The organism is Pseudomonas sp. GW822-FHT03F08 (genome assembly GCF_058801265.1).
In genome coordinates, this window is the sequence record NZ_JBXANC010000016.1 from 1 (window position 1) to 15,229 (window position 15,229).

The following is a 15,229-nucleotide window of genomic DNA, read 5'->3' on the forward strand; positions in this document are numbered from 1 at the left end:
GGCCGCCGGCGCCGGACAGCTGGTTGTTGCCGTCGTTGCCGATCAGCACGTTGTCCTGGGAGTTGCCCAAGGCAAAGGTGTCGCCAGTGCCGGTGAGGGTGAGGTTTTCGAGGTTGGCACTCAGGATGAAGTTGACCGAAGAGCGAACGGTGTCGATTTCACCGGCTACGGTGCTGGTTTCGCTGACCACGTCGCCGACATTGTCGACGATGTAGGTGTCATTGCCGGCGCCACCGGCCATGAAGTCCGCGCCGGCACCGCCGTCGAGAATGTTGTTGCCGCTGTTGCCGTTCAACACGTTATTCAGGACGTTGCCAGTCGCGTTGATATTGTCAGTACCCACCAGCGAAAGGTTTTCGACGTTGTTGCCCAGGGTGTAGTTGATGTAGGAGTAAACCTGGTCGATTTCCGTCGCCGAGGTGCCGTTTTCGATAACCACGTCACCGACGTTGTCGACTACATAGGTGTCATTGCCTGCGCCGCCATTGAGGATGTCCGCGCCCGCTCCGCCGTTGAGAATGTTGTTGTCGGCATTACCGATCAGCACGTTGTCCAGGCTGTTACCGAGCACTGCGAAAGCACCGCTGCCCAGCACTGTCACGTTTTCCACGTTCTGCAGGTTGCTGATGGTCATATCGACGATCTGCGAGGTGGCGGCATAGGTCAGAAGCAGGGTGTCGGTGCCTTCGTTGGCCAGCTCCTGGATCAGGGCCAGTTCGCCGGCCTGATCGAGGCCATAGGTGTCGTTGCCCTTGCCGCCGATCATGGTGTCGAGGCCGCCGGCACCGGACAGCTGGTTGTTGCCGTCGTTGCCGATCAGCACGTTGTCCTGGGAGTTGCCCAAGGCAAAAATGTCGCCAGTACCGGTGAGGGTGAGGTTTTCGAGGTTGGCACCCAGGATGAAGTTGACCGAAGAGCGAACGGTGTCGATTTCACCGGCTACGGTACTGGATTCGCTGACCACGTCGCCGACATTGTCGACGATGTAGGTGTCATTGCCCGCGCCGCCGGCCATGAAGTCCGCGCCGGCACCGCCATCAATGAAGTTGTTGCCACTGTTGCCGTTCAATACGTTGTTCAGCGCATTGCCGGTGGCCGTCAGATTGTCGGTGCCCACCAGCGTAAGGTTTTCGACGTTGTTGCCCAAGGTGTAGCTGAGGGAGGAAATGACGGTATCGATACCCGAGCCGACGTTTGCCAGTTCAACCACGGTATCGCCCGCGTTATCGACGTAGTAGGTGTCATTACCGTCGCCCCCGGTCATGGAGTCTGCACCTGCCATGCCGTTAAGGGTGTTGTTCAGTGCGTTGCCGATCAGGATGTCATCGAATGCCGAGCCGATGGCATTCTCGATTTTTGCGCCATAGGCAATCGCCAGGCCGTCATTGATCGCAGCCTGAGTGTTCAGGTCAGTGAAGGTCTTGCCGATCTGGCTGTAGGCCCCTTCATTCAGGTTGATTTTCACGGAGGCAAGTTGATTGCTGCCATCAATGGTGTCGTTACCGCCGGCATCCCAGATGGTTTCAAAAATCGACTGGTCAGGTGCCCACTTGTAGACGTTGTCGCCGGTCTGCCACATCGTGTTGACGCCATACAGGCTCTGAATCGCGAGGATGTCGAGAACCATCGGTGTCGTCGGCTGGTACGAGTAATTGCTGCTGTAACTCATCACCGTGAAGTGAACGTCGTCCAGTGAAGGATCCAGCAGTGTCTTGTTGGTCGAGCTGGCGTCGAACGGATGCTTGAGACCCAGTGCGTGACCGATCTCATGGATGAAGGTCATGACATCATAAGACCCCTTCAGCGGGGTGGCTTCGCCCGTCTGCGGGCCAATCCAGACATCGCCACCGGCCGGGGAGTTGGCAGGGAAATAAGCCCAGGCAGCGGTCTTGTTGTCCATCAGCCGATAGCCGCCGAAGCGCAGGTCACCCACGTTGGTCAGCGTGTCTGTGGTAAAGCTGAAGTTGAGATTGGTGACGGCTGCCCAAGTCCCCAGTGAGTAGTTCACCGCTGCCTTCTGACCCGGGGTGAGCTCGTACAGCGCGTTGTATTCATTGTCGGGGCTGTAGTCGGTGACAAAGTACGAGGTGCCAGGAGCCATGAAGCTATAGCTCAGACTGGTTCCACCTTTGCCCCAGTTGGATCCCAGCCAGTAGGTGCCGGAAATGAGGCTGTCAACAATGGCATTGCCGGTCAGAGTAGCGGGGAACGAGATGGAGTAAGTCTTGGGCGTAGGCATGCGGGGATTTCCTGAGTGCGCTGCGGCCCTTCCTGAATGCGACCGCTACAAAAAATGCGATTTTGCACCAGAAACAGGAAGTTTGACATCATTAAGCCATCATTTTTCTGATCGCTGGCGTCAAATAACTGACCGGGCGATCTGTATCGGCCTGTGCAGTAGAATTCTGAAACCAACCTCACTACCGTTCGTCCAGGAATTCCCATGAGTGCCCCCAACTCCATGCTGATTCGCGAAACCTTCCCCGTCGGCCCGCTGCAGTGCAACTGCACGATCATCGGTGATCCGGTCACGAAAAAAGCCATTGTCGTCGACCCGGGTGGCAACCCCGATCTGATCATGGCGCGCCTCGATGCGCTGGGTCTGAAAGTGGTGAGCATCATCCACACCCATGCGCACCTCGATCACTTTCTGGCCTCCGGTCAGATGAAAGAGAAAACCGGCGCGACCCTGCATCTGCACAAGGAAGATCAGTTCCTGTGGGACAACCTCGAAATGCAATGCCAGATGTTCGGCGTGCCCTACACCCCGGTGCCGTCACCGGATCGCTGGCTGAGCGACGACGAGGAACTGGCCTGCGGCTGCGGCGTGGCACTGCACACGCCGGGACATACACCCGGTTCCATGAGCTTTTGGTTTTCCGAGGCTAAGCTGTTGATTGCCGGCGACACGTTGTTCCGGCGCGGAGTAGGGCGCACGGATTTGTGGGGCGGCGATCAGGCGACCATCGTGCGATCGATCAAGCAGCGGCTATATACATTGGACGAAGACGCGATCGTTGTGGCCGGACATGGCCCGGACACGCGTCTGGGCGATGAAATGCGGGAAAATCCGTTCGTGCGCGCCTAAACATTTTGTCACGAGTGCGCGGTGGAATTTTTGTGCATTGTCATGATCCAACGCCCGCAAAGGTCCATTGCCAAACGGCCGTTGCACCACAGAATGCAAAAAGTAGGAGCTCTCCATGTTCACCACGCGTCGTTTGATTATTGTCGCTACTGCCGTCGCCGTGCTGTCCGGCTGCGCCTCGCCCAACCCGTATGACAATCAGGGCCAGGCCGACGGCGGCTCCCAGGGCATGAGCAAAACCGCCAAATACGGTGGCCTCGGCGCACTGGCCGGCGCGTTGGCCGGTGCTGCCATCGACCACAACAACCGTGGCAAGGGCGCCTTGATCGGTGCCGCCGTCGTCGGTGCTTCGGCAGCCGGTTACGGTTACTACGCCGACCAGCAAGAGAAGAAGCTGCGCGCCAGCATGGCCAACACCGGTGTCGAGGTGCAGCGTCAGGGCGATCAGATCAAACTGATCATGCCGGGCAACATCACCTTCGCCACCGATTCGGCGAACATCGCCCCAAGCTTCTACCAGCCGCTGAACAACCTGGCCGGCTCGCTCAAGGAGTTCAGCCAGAACCAGATCGAGATCGTCGGCTACACCGACAGCACCGGCAGCCGCCAGCACAACATGGACCTGTCCCAGCGTCGTGCGCAGAGCGTGGCGACCTACCTGACTTCGCAAGGTGTCAGCGGTGCCAACCTGTCGGCCCGCGGTGCCGGCCCGGATAATCCGATTGCCAGCAACGGTGACGTCAACGGCCGGGCGCAGAACCGCCGCGTTGAAGTCAACCTGAAGGCGATCCCGGGCCAGCAGTACGGTGGTCAGCAGCAACAGCAGCCGGGTACGGTTCAGCAGTATCCGTAACCGTCAGGCACAAAAAAGCCCCCGGACAAGTGATTGTCCGGGGGCTTTTTATTTGCGCTGAAGACTGATTACTTCTTCAGGCCGTAATGCTCATCGAGCATGCCCGGCGAGTTCGGAGTCTTCGGCGCGTAGTCGCGCGGCGGTTCCTGATTGCGCGGTGGCGTCAGGCGTTCGCGTGGGGCCTGCGCAGCCTCTGCGTGCAGAGAGGCGAGCAGACGTTGACGGGTCTGTTCGTCCAGGGCCAGACGATTGGCGCCCTCGGCGAGGTGATCCTGCACTTCCTGATAGCTCTGGGTCAGCTTCTTGACCAGATTGGCGGTGCTGTTGAAGTGGGTTACCACTTCGTTCTGATAACTGTCGAAGCGTTCCTGAATGTCGTCCAGTTGACGCTGTGTGCGGCTGGGCGCGGCGTTCGGCGCAACGCGTGCGATCAGGAAACCAATGGCGACACCCACAACCAGGGCAAGAGTCGGTAACAACCAAACTAAGAGCGAGTGTTCCACGAGTCCTTCCTCTATAAACGGCTTTGCTTTACGTTAACGGCTCGAACCTGCGCTGTATACCGCGATTCACTCGCAATAGATCGGCACAGACAATTTGCTAGACGAGTCGACCCGATTCGAGGTCACGGAGTTCCTTCCTTGCTGATGCGTGAAACCCCTGTAGTGATTGATGGCCCGGTGGGTCAACTTGAATCCCTGTACCTGGACAACGAGCAGCCGCGCGGCATCGCGCTGATCTGCCACCCCAACCCGGTGCAGGGCGGCACCATGCTCAACAAGGTCGTCTCGACCCTGCAGCGCACCGCGCGCGACGCGGGTCTGATCACCTTGCGCTTCAACTACCGTGGCGTCGGTGCCAGCGAAGGTTCCCATGACATGGGCAGCGGTGAAGTCGACGACGCCCAGGCAGCCGCTGCCTGGTTGCTGGAAAAACACCCGGATCTGCCGCTGACCCTGTTCGGTTTCTCCTTCGGCGGATTTGTTGCAGCACGTCTCGGCGGCCGACTCGAAGCCCAGGGCGTACAGCTCAAGCACCTGTTCATGGTCGCGCCAGCGGTGATGCGCCTGGGCGATCAGGATCAGTTGCCGCAGCAGGGCGAACTCACGGTGATCCAGCCGGAAACCGACGAAGTGATCGATCCGCAGCTGGTCTACGACTGGTCTGACAAACTCCAGCGCCCCCATGAGCTGCTGAAAGTGGCAGAATGCGGACACTTTTTTCATGGCAAGCTGACCGATCTCAAGGATCTGATCCTGCCGCGTCTCTCGAATTGATTGCAGTCTGACAAGCGATTACCCATGACGAACCGTACCCGCATCCTCACCGGCATCACCACCACCGGCACCCCGCACCTGGGCAACTACGCCGGCGCCATCCGCCCGGCGATTCTCGCCAGCCGCGACAGCAATGCCGACTCGTTCTACTTCCTGGCCGACTATCACGCCCTGATCAAGTGCGATGACCCGCTGCGCATTCAGCGCTCGCGTCTGGAAATCGCCGCGACCTGGCTGGCCGGTGGTCTGGATGTGGACCGCGTGACCTTCTACCGCCAGTCCGACATCCCGGAAATCCCCGAGCTGACCTGGCTGCTGACCTGCGTCGCTGCCAAGGGCCTGCTGAACCGCGCCCACGCCTACAAGGCTTCGGTGGACAAGAACGTCGAGACCGGCGAAGACCCGGATGCCGGCATCACCATGGGCTTGTACAGCTATCCGGTGCTGATGGCAGCGGACATCCTGATGTTCAACGCACACAAGGTGCCGGTCGGTCGCGACCAGATCCAGCACGTGGAAATGGCGCGTGACATCGGCCAGCGCTTCAACCACCTGTTCGGCCAGGGCAAGGAGTTCTTCACCATGCCCGAAGCGCTGATTGAGGAAAGCGTCGCCACCTTGCCTGGCCTGGACGGTCGCAAGATGTCCAAGAGCTACGACAACACCATTCCACTGTTCTCCAGCGCCAAGGAAATGAAGGACGCGATCTCGCGCATCGTTACCGACTCCCGCGCGCCGGGCGAAGCGAAAGATCCTGACAATTCGCACCTGTTCACCCTGTTCCAGGCGTTCTCCACGCCGACGCAGGCCGACGAGTTCCGCAGCGAGCTGCTGGGCGGTCTGGGTTGGGGCGAGGCGAAGAACCGTCTGTTCCAGCTGCTGGACAACGAGTTGGGCGAGTCCCGCGAGCGTTATCACCAGTTGATCGAGCGTCCGGCGGATCTGGAAGACATTCTGCAACACGGCGCCAAGAAGGCCCGTGCGGTAGCGACGCCGTTCCTTAATGAATTGCGTGAAGCGGTTGGCCTGCGCTCGTTCGTCAATCAGGTTCAGGTTGCCGCGACCACCAAGAAGAAGGCTGCGAAAGCCGCGCGTTTCGTCAGTTTCCGCGAAGACGACGGCAGCTTCCGTTTCCGTCTGCTGGCCGCCGATGGCGAGCAATTGCTGCTCTCGCGCAACTTCGCCGACGGCAAGACCGCGGGCCAGGTGACCAAGCAGCTGCAATCGGGTCAGGCGCTGGATGTGCGCAGCGAAGACCTGAGCTTCAGCGTCTGGCTGGAAGGCGAGTGTGTCGGCGACAGCCCGGTGTTCGCCGACGTGGCTGCGCGGGATGCGGCTGTCGGAGCTTTGCGGATCGCTCTGACACCGGTTCAGGAATAATCAACGGGCCGGCCCGACCAAGGGCCGATTGCCATTCCCACGGGCCATCGCTACAGTGACGGCCCGTTTTTGTTGCCTTGCTAACGAATTATGACGCCCCTAGAACGATATCAAGCTGATCTGAAACGCCCGGACTTCTTCCATGACGCGGCGCAGGAAACTGCCGTGCGTCACTTGCAACGCCTGTACGACGATCTGATCGCGGCAGAGCAGAACAAGCCGGGTTTGCTGGGCAAACTGTTTGGCAAAAAGGATCAGACCCCGGTCAAGGGCCTGTACTTCTGGGGCGGCGTGGGTCGCGGCAAGACTTACCTGGTGGACACCTTCTTCGAAGCGCTGCCATTCAAGGAAAAGACCCGCACCCACTTCCACCGCTTCATGAAGCGTGTGCACGAAGAGATGAAGACCCTCGGCGGCGAGAAAAACCCGCTGACCATCATCGCCAAGCGTTTCGCCACTGAATCGCGGGTCATCTGCTTCGATGAATTCTTCGTTTCCGACATCACCGACGCCATGATCCTCGGCACGCTGATGGAAGAGCTGTTCAAGAACGGCGTGACCCTGGTCGCCACGTCGAACATCGTGCCGGACGGCTTGTACAAGGACGGCCTGCAACGCGCGCGCTTCCTGCCGGCCATCGCGCTGATCAAGCAGAACACCGAGATCGTCAACGTCGACAGCGGCGTCGACTACCGTCTGCGCCACCTCGAACAAGCGGAGCTGTTCCACTTCCCGCTCGACGAAGCTGCTCACGAAAGCCTGCGCAAGAGCTTCCGTGCGCTGACGCCGGAATGCACGGCTGCCGTGGAAAACGATGTGCTGATCATCGAAAACCGCGAAATCCGCGCGCTGCGCACCTGCGATGACGTGGCCTGGTTCGACTTCCGCGAACTGTGCGACGGCCCGCGTAGCCAGAACGACTACATTGAACTCGGCAAGATTTTCCACGCCGTGTTGCTCAGTGGCGTGGAGCAGATGAGCGTTGCTACCGACGACATCGCCCGACGTTTCATCAACATGGTCGACGAGTTCTACGACCGTAACGTCAAGCTGATCATTTCTGCCGAAGTCGAGTTGAAAGACCTGTACACCGGCGGGCGTCTGACGTTCGAATTCCAGCGGACCCTCAGCCGTCTGCTGGAAATGCAATCCCACGAATTCCTGTCCCGGGCACACAAGCCTTAAGCGGATTCGGCAAACAAAAAGGGCCTGCAGATGCAGGCCCTTTTTTGTGTCTGGTCGAATCGTCAGGCAGCTTGCTGGAACTGCTGTCGATACTGGTTCGGCGAGAGTTCGGTGTGCTGGCGGAACAGACGTGCGAAGAAGCTCGCATCGTCGTAGCCGACTTCGTAGCTGATGGTCTTGATGCTCTTGCGGCTGCCGGAGAGCAAGCCCTTGGCGGTCTCGATGCGCAGCCGTTGCAGATAATGCAGCGGCTTGTCACCGGTGGCGGTCTGGAAGCGGCGCATGAAGTTGCGGATGCTCATGCCGTGCTCGCGGGCCACGTCTTCGAAGCGGAACTTGTCGGCGAAATGCTCTTCGAGCCAGTGCTGGATCTGCAGGATGATCACGTCCTGGTGCAGTTTCTGCCCGCCGAAGCCGATGCGGCCCGGCGAATAGCTGCGCTGTACTTCGTAGAGGATGTCGCGGGCTACAGCTTGCGCCACATTGGCGCCGCAGAAGCGCTCGATCAGGTAGATATAGAGGTCGCAGGCCGAGGTGGTGCCACCGGCGCAGTAAAGGTTGTCGGCGTCGGTCAGGTGCTTGTCCTGATTGAGATAGACCTGCGGGAAACGCTCGGCGAAGGCATTGAAGAAGCGCCAGTAGGTGGTCGCTTCCTTGCCGTTGAGCAGGCCGGCTTCGGCCAGCCAGAACACCCCGGTGGCCTCGCCGCAGAGTACGGCGCCGCGGGCGTGCTGTTCGCGTAGCCACGGCAGCACCTGTGGATAACGTTGGCACAGCGTGTCGAAGTCATCCCAGAACGCTGGAAGGATGATGACGTCGGCGTTTTCCAGGCCGCCGTCCACCGGCATGACCACGTCGCTGAAGCTGTTCACCGGTTTGCCGTCGGGGCTGACCAGGCGGGTTTCGAACGCCGGAGTCAGGCCGTGGCCCAGTTGTTTGCCGTAACGCAGGCTGGCCAGATGGAAGAAATCCTTGGCTTGCATGAGGGTGGAAGCGAAAACCCGGTCGATCGCCAGGATGCTGACGCGCCGCAAGGGCGTGGAGACTTGCTTGGACATAATTCAACTTTTGTTTTTATAAGGGAAAGTGGTCACCAGACGGCTGGATCGTCTTATTTTTTGTCGGATGTGTCCAGTGTCCTGTATCGGAAGCGAGGCTTAGTCTCTGAAGGTCTGATCCCTTCAACAATAAAGAAAAGGTGTCGCATGATCCCCAGAACCCTGTTCAGCTCCGAGCACGAATTGTTCCGCGACAGCGTGCGGACATTCCTTGAAAAAGAGGCCGTGCCGTTCCACGGGCAATGGGAAAAACAAGGCTACATCGACCGCAAATTGTGGAACAAGGCAGGGGAGGCGGGGATGCTCTGCTCACACCTGCCGGAGGAGTACGGCGGGCTGGGGGCGGACTTTCTGTACAGCGCCGTAGTGATCGAGGAAGTCGGACGGCTGGGGCTGACCGGCATCGGTTTTTCGCTGCATTCGGACATTGTCGCGCCGTACATCCTGCATTACGGCAGCGAGGCGTTGAAGCACAAGTACCTGCCGAAACTGGTGTCCGGCGAGATGGTTACGGCGATCGCCATGACCGAGCCAGGCGCGGGTTCCGACTTGCAGGGGGTCAAGACCACCGCCGTGCTGGACGGCGACGAGTATGTGATCAACGGCTCGAAAACCTTTATCACCAATGGCTTCCTGGCGGATCTGGTGATCGTCGTCGCCAAGACCGATCCCAAGGCTGGAGCGAAGGGCACCAGCCTGTTTCTGGTGGAGGCGAACACACCGGGCTTCGACAAGGGCAAGCGCCTGGAGAAGGTCGGAATGAAGGCTCAGGACACGTCGGAATTGTTCTTCCAGGACGTGCGAGTGCCGAAGGAAAACCTGTTGGGTCAGGCCGGGGCCGGGTTTGCCTATCTGATGCAGGAATTGCCGCAGGAGCGTCTGACCGTGGCCATTGGCGGGCTGGCCTCGGCCGAGGCGGCGCTGCAATGGACGCTGGAGTACACCCGTGACCGCAAGGCGTTCGGCAAGGCAATCGCCGACTTCCAGAACACGCGCTTCAAGCTGGCGGAAATGGCCACCGAGATTCAGATCGGCAGGGTGTTCGTCGATCGCTGCCTGGAGCTGCACCTGCAAGGCAAGCTCGACGTACCGACCGCCGCGATGGCCAAGTACTGGGGCACCGACCTGCAATGCAAGGTGCTCGACGAGTGCGTGCAACTGCATGGCGGCTACGGTTTCATGTGGGAGTACCCGGTGGCCCGGGCCTGGGCGGATGCGCGGGTGCAGCGGATCTATGCCGGCACCAACGAAATCATGAAAGAGATCATTGCGCGGTCGCTATGACCTGGGCGCTCCCACGCTTGTGCGTGGGAGCGCGGCTTTTAGCGCCGGATCAAGGTGCCGGGTTCGGATGATCCTTGTGAATCGCTTCAATCCCTTCAAGCACTTCGTCTGAAAGATTCAGGTAGAAACTGGCAATGTTGCTGTCCAGTTGCTCAAGCGTCGTCGCCCCGATGATGTTGCTGGTGACGAACGGTTGCTGATTGACGAAGGCCAACGCCATTTGCGCCGGATCCAGGCCGTGCTCCCGAGCGAGTGCCACGTAACGGCTGCACGCCGCTTCCGATTGCGGGTTGAAATAGCGGCTGAAGCGGCTGTAGAGGCTCAGGCGACCTTTTGGTGGGCGGGCGCCACCTTCGTACTTGCCCGACAGGAAACCGAACGCCAGCGGCGAATAGGCGAGCAGGCCGCACTGTTCGCGAATGGCGATTTCCGCCAGACCGACTTCGAAGCTGCGGTTGAGCAGGTTGTAGGGGTTCTGGATTGACACCGCGCGCGGCCAGCCACGGGCTTCGGCCAGGGCGAGGAAGCGCATGGTGCCCCACGGAGTTTCGTTGGACAGGCCGATGTGGCGGATCTTGCCGGCCTTCACTTGCTCGTCGAGCGCTTCGAGGGTGTCCTCGAGCGGGGTGAGGTTGGCTTCGATCTTGTGTTTGTAGCCCAGTTGTCCGAAAAAGTTGGTGCTGCGCTCCGGCCAGTGCAATTGATACAGGTCGATGTAGTCGGTCTGCAGGCGCTTGAGGCTGGCGTCCACGGCTTCGGTAATGTGCTGGCGGTTGTGGCGCAGGTTCTTGTCGCGGATGTAGTCGATGGTGTTACCGGGACCGGCGATCTTGCTGGCGAGGATCCAGTCGGCGCGGTCGCCGCGACTCTTGAAGTAATTGCCGATGTAGCGCTCGGTGGTGGCATAGGTTTCGGCTTTCGGCGGCACCGGGTACATCTCGGCGGTGTCGATGAAATTGATCCCGGCGCCCTTGGCCCGTTCGATCTGGGCGAAGGCTTCAGCTTCAGTGTTTTGCTCGCCCCAGGTCATGGTGCCGAGGCAGATTGCACTCACGTTCAGGTCGGTACGGCCTAGCTGGCGATAGTCCATCGGGTGCTCCTTGGGCAAAACAAGCATAAAAGCAGGTTGAAATTTTTTTCGCAATCTGCATAATTGCCGACCTCTTTCTGCAGTGGAAGTGATGCGCCGCCGCCGAAGAATCTTGCCGTTGAACGGACGCGCCGACCCGAGCCCCCGAAAGCGTCTGTATCCGGCTGCCTTTGACTTGTCAAAGTACGCACTATTCAGTAAGATCCGCCGTCTTATTTACAGGCGGCCCCTGAGGCTATAAAGAATGAAAACTTTTACTGCTAAACCGGAAACAGTAAAGCGCGACTGGTTTGTCGTCGACGCTGCTGGTCAGACCCTGGGTCGTCTGGCCACCGAAATCGCGAGCCGTCTGCGTGGCAAGCACAAGCCTGAGTACACTCCTCACGTTGACACCGGCGACTACATCGTCGTAATCAACGCCGAGCAGATCCGTGTTACCGGTGCTAAAACCACTGACAAAATGTACTACTCCCACTCCGGTTTCCCGGGCGGCATCAAGTCGATCAACTTTGAAAAGCTGATCGCCAAAGCCCCTGAGCGCGTGATCGAGACCGCGGTTAAAGGCATGCTGCCTAAGAACCCACTGGGTCGCGACATGTACCGTAAGCTGAAAGTCTATGCGGGCGCTGCACACCCTCATACTGCTCAGCAGCCCCAAGAACTGAAGATTTAACGGAATAGTTCATTATGTCGGCGACTCAAAATTACGGCACTGGCCGTCGCAAGACCGCAACCGCACGCGTTTTCCTGCGTCCGGGTACTGGTAACATCTCCATCAACAACCGTTCGCTGGATTCGTTCTTCGGCCGCGAAACTGCCCGCATGGTAGTTCGTCAGCCGCTGGAACTGACCGAGACTGTCGAGAAATTCGACATCTACGTCACCGTGATCGGCGGTGGTGTAAGTGGTCAAGCTGGCGCAATCCGCCACGGCATCACTCGCGCTCTGATGGACTACGACGAAACCCTGCGTAGCGCTCTGCGCAAAGCTGGCTTCGTTACCCGCGACGCCCGTGAAGTTGAACGTAAGAAAGTTGGTCTGCGTAAAGCGCGTAAGCGTCCGCAGTACTCGAAGCGTTAATTTCGCTTCCACGTTCAAAAAGAACGCCCGATTCCTCACGGAACCGGGCGTTTTTTTATGCGTGCGATTTCTCGAATAATTGCGCTGTGACAACTTGCCACATTCGTAGACCCCCTATACTACAAGGCTTGGGGGCCACCCCTCCGGGTAATTACCTTGTCAGAATTGGGGCTTTTCATTACCATTCGGCAAAATTTTTATAAGTACATAGATTCATATTTAGTAGATGCCTGATTTAACAGGCCACAAAGCTGATGGGAGAGGACTGAATGAGCAATGACGGCGTGAATGCAGGCCGGCGTCGCTTCTTGGTAGCAGCCACATCCGTGGTGGGTGCTGCAGGAGCGGTGGGGGCTGCGGTCCCGTTCGTGGGGTCATGGTTTCCCAGTGCCAAGGCGAAAGCTGCCGGTGCACCGGTGAAAGTGAATGTCAGCAAAATCGAGCCCGGACAGCAGATGATTGCTGAATGGCGCGGCCAGCCGGTATTCATTGTTCGCCGTACTGCGGAAATCCTGGGGAATCTCAAGAAGATCGAGGGCCAGCTCTCCGATCCGACCTCCAAAAACTCCACGCAACCTACCTATGTCGACCCTGAAGTGCGTTCGATCAAGCCGGAAATTCTGCTGCTGATCGGGATCTGCACTCACCTGGGTTGCTCACCGACCTTCCGTCCCGAAGTGGCACCCGCGGATCTGGGAAAAGACTGGGTAGGCGGCTATTTCTGCCCTTGCCACGGTTCCCACTACGATCTGGCTGGCCGCGTCTACAAGTCGCAACCTGCGCCTTTGAACCTGCCAGTACCCCCGCATTCCTATGAGACCGATGACCTGATTGTCATTGGCGTCGATACGGAGAAAGCGTGATGAGCAAGTTCATGGATTGGGTTGATGCGCGCTTCCCCGCCACCAAGATGTGGGAAGACCATCTCAGCAAGTATTACGCTCCAAAAAACTTCAACTTCTTCTACTTCTTCGGCTCGCTGGCACTGCTCGTTCTGGTCAATCAGATCGTCACCGGTGTCTGGCTGACCATGAGCTACACCCCGTCGGCGGAAGAGGCGTTTGCCTCCGTCGAATACATCATGCGCGACGTCGAGTACGGCTCGATCCTGCGTTTGCTGCACTCCACCGGCGCTTCGGCGTTCTTCATCGTGGTCTATCTGCACATGTTCCGTGGCCTGCTTTACGGTTCGTACCAGAAGCCGCGCGAGCTGGTGTGGGTGTTCGGCATGCTGATCTACCTGGCGCTGATGGCTGAAGCTTTCATGGGTTACCTGCTGCCATGGGGCCAGATGTCCTACTGGGGCGCCCAGGTGATCATCTCGCTGTTCGGCGCGATTCCGGTCATCGGCAACGACCTGACCCAGTGGATTCGTGGTGACTACCTGATTTCCGGAATCACCCTGAACCGCTTCTTCGCCCTGCATGTTGTGGCCCTGCCGATCGTGATTCTCGGTCTGGTGGTGCTGCACATCCTGGCGTTGCACGAAGTCGGTTCAAACAACCCCGACGGCGTGGACATCAAGAAGCACAAAGACGAAAACGGTATCCCGCTGGACGGCATCGCCTTCCACCCGTACTACACCGTGAAGGACATTGTCGGCGTCGTGGTGTTCCTGTTCATCTTCTGCTTCATTGTGTTCTTCTTCCCGGAAATGGGCGGCTACTTCCTCGAAAAACCAAACTTCGAGCAAGCCAACCCGTTCAAGACGCCTGAGCACATTGCACCCGTCTGGTACTTCACACCGTTCTACGCGATCTTGCGTGCGGTCCCTGACAAGCTCATGGGCGTTATCGCCATGGGCGCGGCGATTGCGGTGCTGTTTGTGTTGCCATGGCTCGACCGCAGCCCGGTCAAGTCGATGCGCTACAAAGGCTGGATGAGCAAGATCTGGCTGGTGGTGTTCTGCATTTCGTTCGTGATCCTCGGCATTCTGGGCGTTCTGGCCCCGACGCCGGAGCGCACCTTGCTGTCGCAGGTATGTACCTTCCTGTACTTCGCCTACTTCATTCTGATGCCTTTCTACACCAGGCTCGAGAAGACCAAACCGGTTCCGGAAAGGGTGACTGGCTGATGAAAAAGTTATTTTTTGCTCTGATTTTTGCTGCGCTGCCAGTGCTGTCTTTCGCTGCCGAACACGGTGGTCCGGAACTGGAAAAAGTCGACATCGACGTTTCCGACAAGGCTGCCCTTCAGGATGGTGCGCGTACCTTTGCCAACTATTGCATGGGTTGCCACAGTGCCAAGTTCCAGCGTTACGAGCGTGTTGCCGATGACCTCGGCGTGCCGCATGACCTGATGCTGCAGAAACTGGTGTTCACTGGCGCCAAGATCGGCGATCACATGACCATCGGCATGCAGCCGGCCGACGCCAAGACCTGGTTCGGCGCAGCGCCGCCGGACCTGACCCTGGTGGCTCGTGTTCGTGGCACTGACTGGCTTTATGGTTACCTCAAGTCGTTCTACGAAGACCCTGCGCGTCCATGGGGCGTGAACAACAAGGTCTTCCCGAACGTCGGCATGCCAAACGTGCTGGTCGGCCTGCAAGGTCGTCAGGTCGTGGGTTGCAAGCAGGTGCAGATCGTCGAAAACGGCAAGAAGCAATATGACCCGCTGACCGGTACGCCTCTGACTCATGAAGCGTGCGATCAGTTGACCATCGTGCCGAAAACCGGAGCCCTGAACGAAGAGCAGTTCGATGAGAAGGTCAAGAATCTGGTAACCTTCCTGGCTTACTCGGCTAACCCGGTTAAGCTGCAACATCAGCGCATCGGTACTTACGTCTTGCTGTACCTGGCGTTCTTCTTTGTGTTCGCCTACCTGCTCAAGCGTGAATACTGGAAAGACGTGCACTGATAACGCTTCAAGCAATTGCTGTTAATCGCGCGCGCCCAAGGGCGCCTCTGAAAACGCAACGCCTGGTCTGTCAGGTAT

The 15,229-nt window shown here is 58.7% G+C and carries 15 protein-coding genes; 11 read left to right on the forward strand and 4 right to left on the reverse strand.

The features are described 5' to 3' along the window. Positions 1-2,239 (reverse strand): M10 family metallopeptidase C-terminal domain-containing protein (locus AC1RME_RS28505; RefSeq protein WP_493092038.1); only part of this gene is annotated, 2,239 nt, incomplete at its 3' end. Positions 2,240-2,443: 204 nt separating this feature from the next. Here AC1RME_RS28505 and AC1RME_RS28510 point away from each other — a divergent pair. Together AC1RME_RS28510 and AC1RME_RS28515 are read left to right on the forward strand one after the other, a co-directional pair. Continuing rightward, a complete protein-coding gene (locus tag AC1RME_RS28510; RefSeq protein ID WP_096822849.1) occupies positions 2,444-3,088 on the forward strand; it encodes an MBL fold metallo-hydrolase in 645 nt (214 codons plus the stop codon). A 115-nt stretch (positions 3,089-3,203) separates the two neighbouring features. Then, positions 3,204-3,941, forward strand: a complete 738-nt coding sequence (locus tag AC1RME_RS28515) for a YiaD family glycine zipper/OmpA-like lipoprotein (RefSeq protein WP_096822848.1) — start codon at positions 3,204-3,206, stop codon at positions 3,939-3,941. 68 nt (positions 3,942-4,009) lie between these two features. Here the strand turns inward: AC1RME_RS28515 and AC1RME_RS28520 are convergent, their stop codons facing one another. Beyond that, positions 4,010-4,444, reverse strand: a complete 435-nt coding sequence (locus AC1RME_RS28520) for a Z-ring associated ZapG family protein (RefSeq protein WP_096822847.1) — start codon at positions 4,442-4,444, stop codon at positions 4,010-4,012. 144 nt (positions 4,445-4,588) lie between these two features. On the opposite strand from AC1RME_RS28520, the gene AC1RME_RS28525 reads away from it, so the two are divergent. The 3 genes from AC1RME_RS28525 to zapE all read left to right on the forward strand — a co-directional run bounded on the left by AC1RME_RS28525 (position 4,589) and on the right by zapE (position 7,783). Further along, the gene (locus AC1RME_RS28525; RefSeq protein ID WP_493092076.1) at positions 4,589-5,218 is read left to right on the forward strand and encodes an alpha/beta hydrolase; all 630 of its coding nucleotides are present in this window, start codon (positions 4,589-4,591) and stop codon (positions 5,216-5,218) included. Between the two features lie 24 nt (positions 5,219-5,242). Further along, positions 5,243-6,598 carry a tryptophan--tRNA ligase gene (locus tag AC1RME_RS28530; RefSeq protein WP_493092040.1) on the forward strand — a complete coding sequence of 452 codons (1,356 nt, stop codon included), beginning with the start codon at positions 5,243-5,245 and terminating at the stop codon, positions 6,596-6,598. A 90-nt stretch (positions 6,599-6,688) separates the two neighbouring features. Further along, positions 6,689-7,783 carry a cell division protein ZapE gene (zapE, locus tag AC1RME_RS28535; RefSeq protein ID WP_045121816.1) on the forward strand — a complete coding sequence of 365 codons (1,095 nt, stop codon included), beginning with the start codon at positions 6,689-6,691 and terminating at the stop codon, positions 7,781-7,783. Positions 7,784-7,845: 62 nt separating this feature from the next. Here zapE and AC1RME_RS28540 read toward each other — a convergent pair whose 3' ends face one another. Continuing rightward, positions 7,846-8,742, reverse strand: a complete 897-nt coding sequence (locus tag AC1RME_RS28540; protein WP_173861364.1) for a GlxA family transcriptional regulator — start codon at positions 8,740-8,742, stop codon at positions 7,846-7,848. Positions 8,743-8,988: 246 nt separating this feature from the next. Here AC1RME_RS28540 and AC1RME_RS28545 point away from each other — a divergent pair, with 246 nt between their 5' ends. Next, positions 8,989-10,125 carry an acyl-CoA dehydrogenase family protein gene (locus tag AC1RME_RS28545; protein ID WP_096822844.1) on the forward strand — a complete coding sequence of 379 codons (1,137 nt, stop codon included), beginning with the start codon at positions 8,989-8,991 and terminating at the stop codon, positions 10,123-10,125. Between the two features lie 49 nt (positions 10,126-10,174). Here AC1RME_RS28545 and AC1RME_RS28550 read toward each other — a convergent pair whose 3' ends face one another. Then, positions 10,175-11,215 (reverse strand): NADP(H)-dependent aldo-keto reductase, encoded by a 1,041-nt coding sequence (locus AC1RME_RS28550; protein ID WP_096822843.1) that lies wholly within the window; start codon positions 11,213-11,215, stop codon positions 10,175-10,177. 244 nt (positions 11,216-11,459) lie between these two features. On the opposite strand from AC1RME_RS28550, the gene rplM reads away from it, so the two are divergent. From rplM to AC1RME_RS28575, 5 genes are all read left to right on the forward strand, one after another. Continuing rightward, entirely contained in the window at positions 11,460-11,888 is a 429-nt protein-coding gene (gene rplM, locus AC1RME_RS28555) for a 50S ribosomal protein L13 (protein WP_003228062.1), read from the forward strand. Between the two features lie 14 nt (positions 11,889-11,902). Then, positions 11,903-12,295 carry a 30S ribosomal protein S9 gene (gene rpsI, locus AC1RME_RS28560; protein ID WP_007961615.1) on the forward strand — a complete coding sequence of 131 codons (393 nt, stop codon included), beginning with the start codon at positions 11,903-11,905 and terminating at the stop codon, positions 12,293-12,295. A 269-nt stretch (positions 12,296-12,564) separates the two neighbouring features. Beyond that, positions 12,565-13,158: a ubiquinol-cytochrome c reductase iron-sulfur subunit gene (gene petA, locus AC1RME_RS28565; RefSeq protein ID WP_003228055.1), complete on the forward strand. Its 594-nt coding sequence runs from the start codon at positions 12,565-12,567 to the stop codon at positions 13,156-13,158. Then, positions 13,158-14,369, forward strand: a complete 1,212-nt coding sequence (locus tag AC1RME_RS28570; RefSeq protein ID WP_096822842.1) for a cytochrome b — start codon at positions 13,158-13,160, stop codon at positions 14,367-14,369. The genes petA and AC1RME_RS28570 overlap by 1 nt, the downstream gene beginning before the upstream one ends. Next, on the forward strand, positions 14,369-15,151 hold the full coding sequence (locus AC1RME_RS28575; protein ID WP_096822841.1) for a cytochrome c1: 783 nt from the start codon (positions 14,369-14,371) through the stop codon (positions 15,149-15,151). Before AC1RME_RS28570 ends, AC1RME_RS28575 begins: the two co-directional genes overlap by 1 nt. Positions 15,152-15,229: the final 78 nt, after the last annotated feature.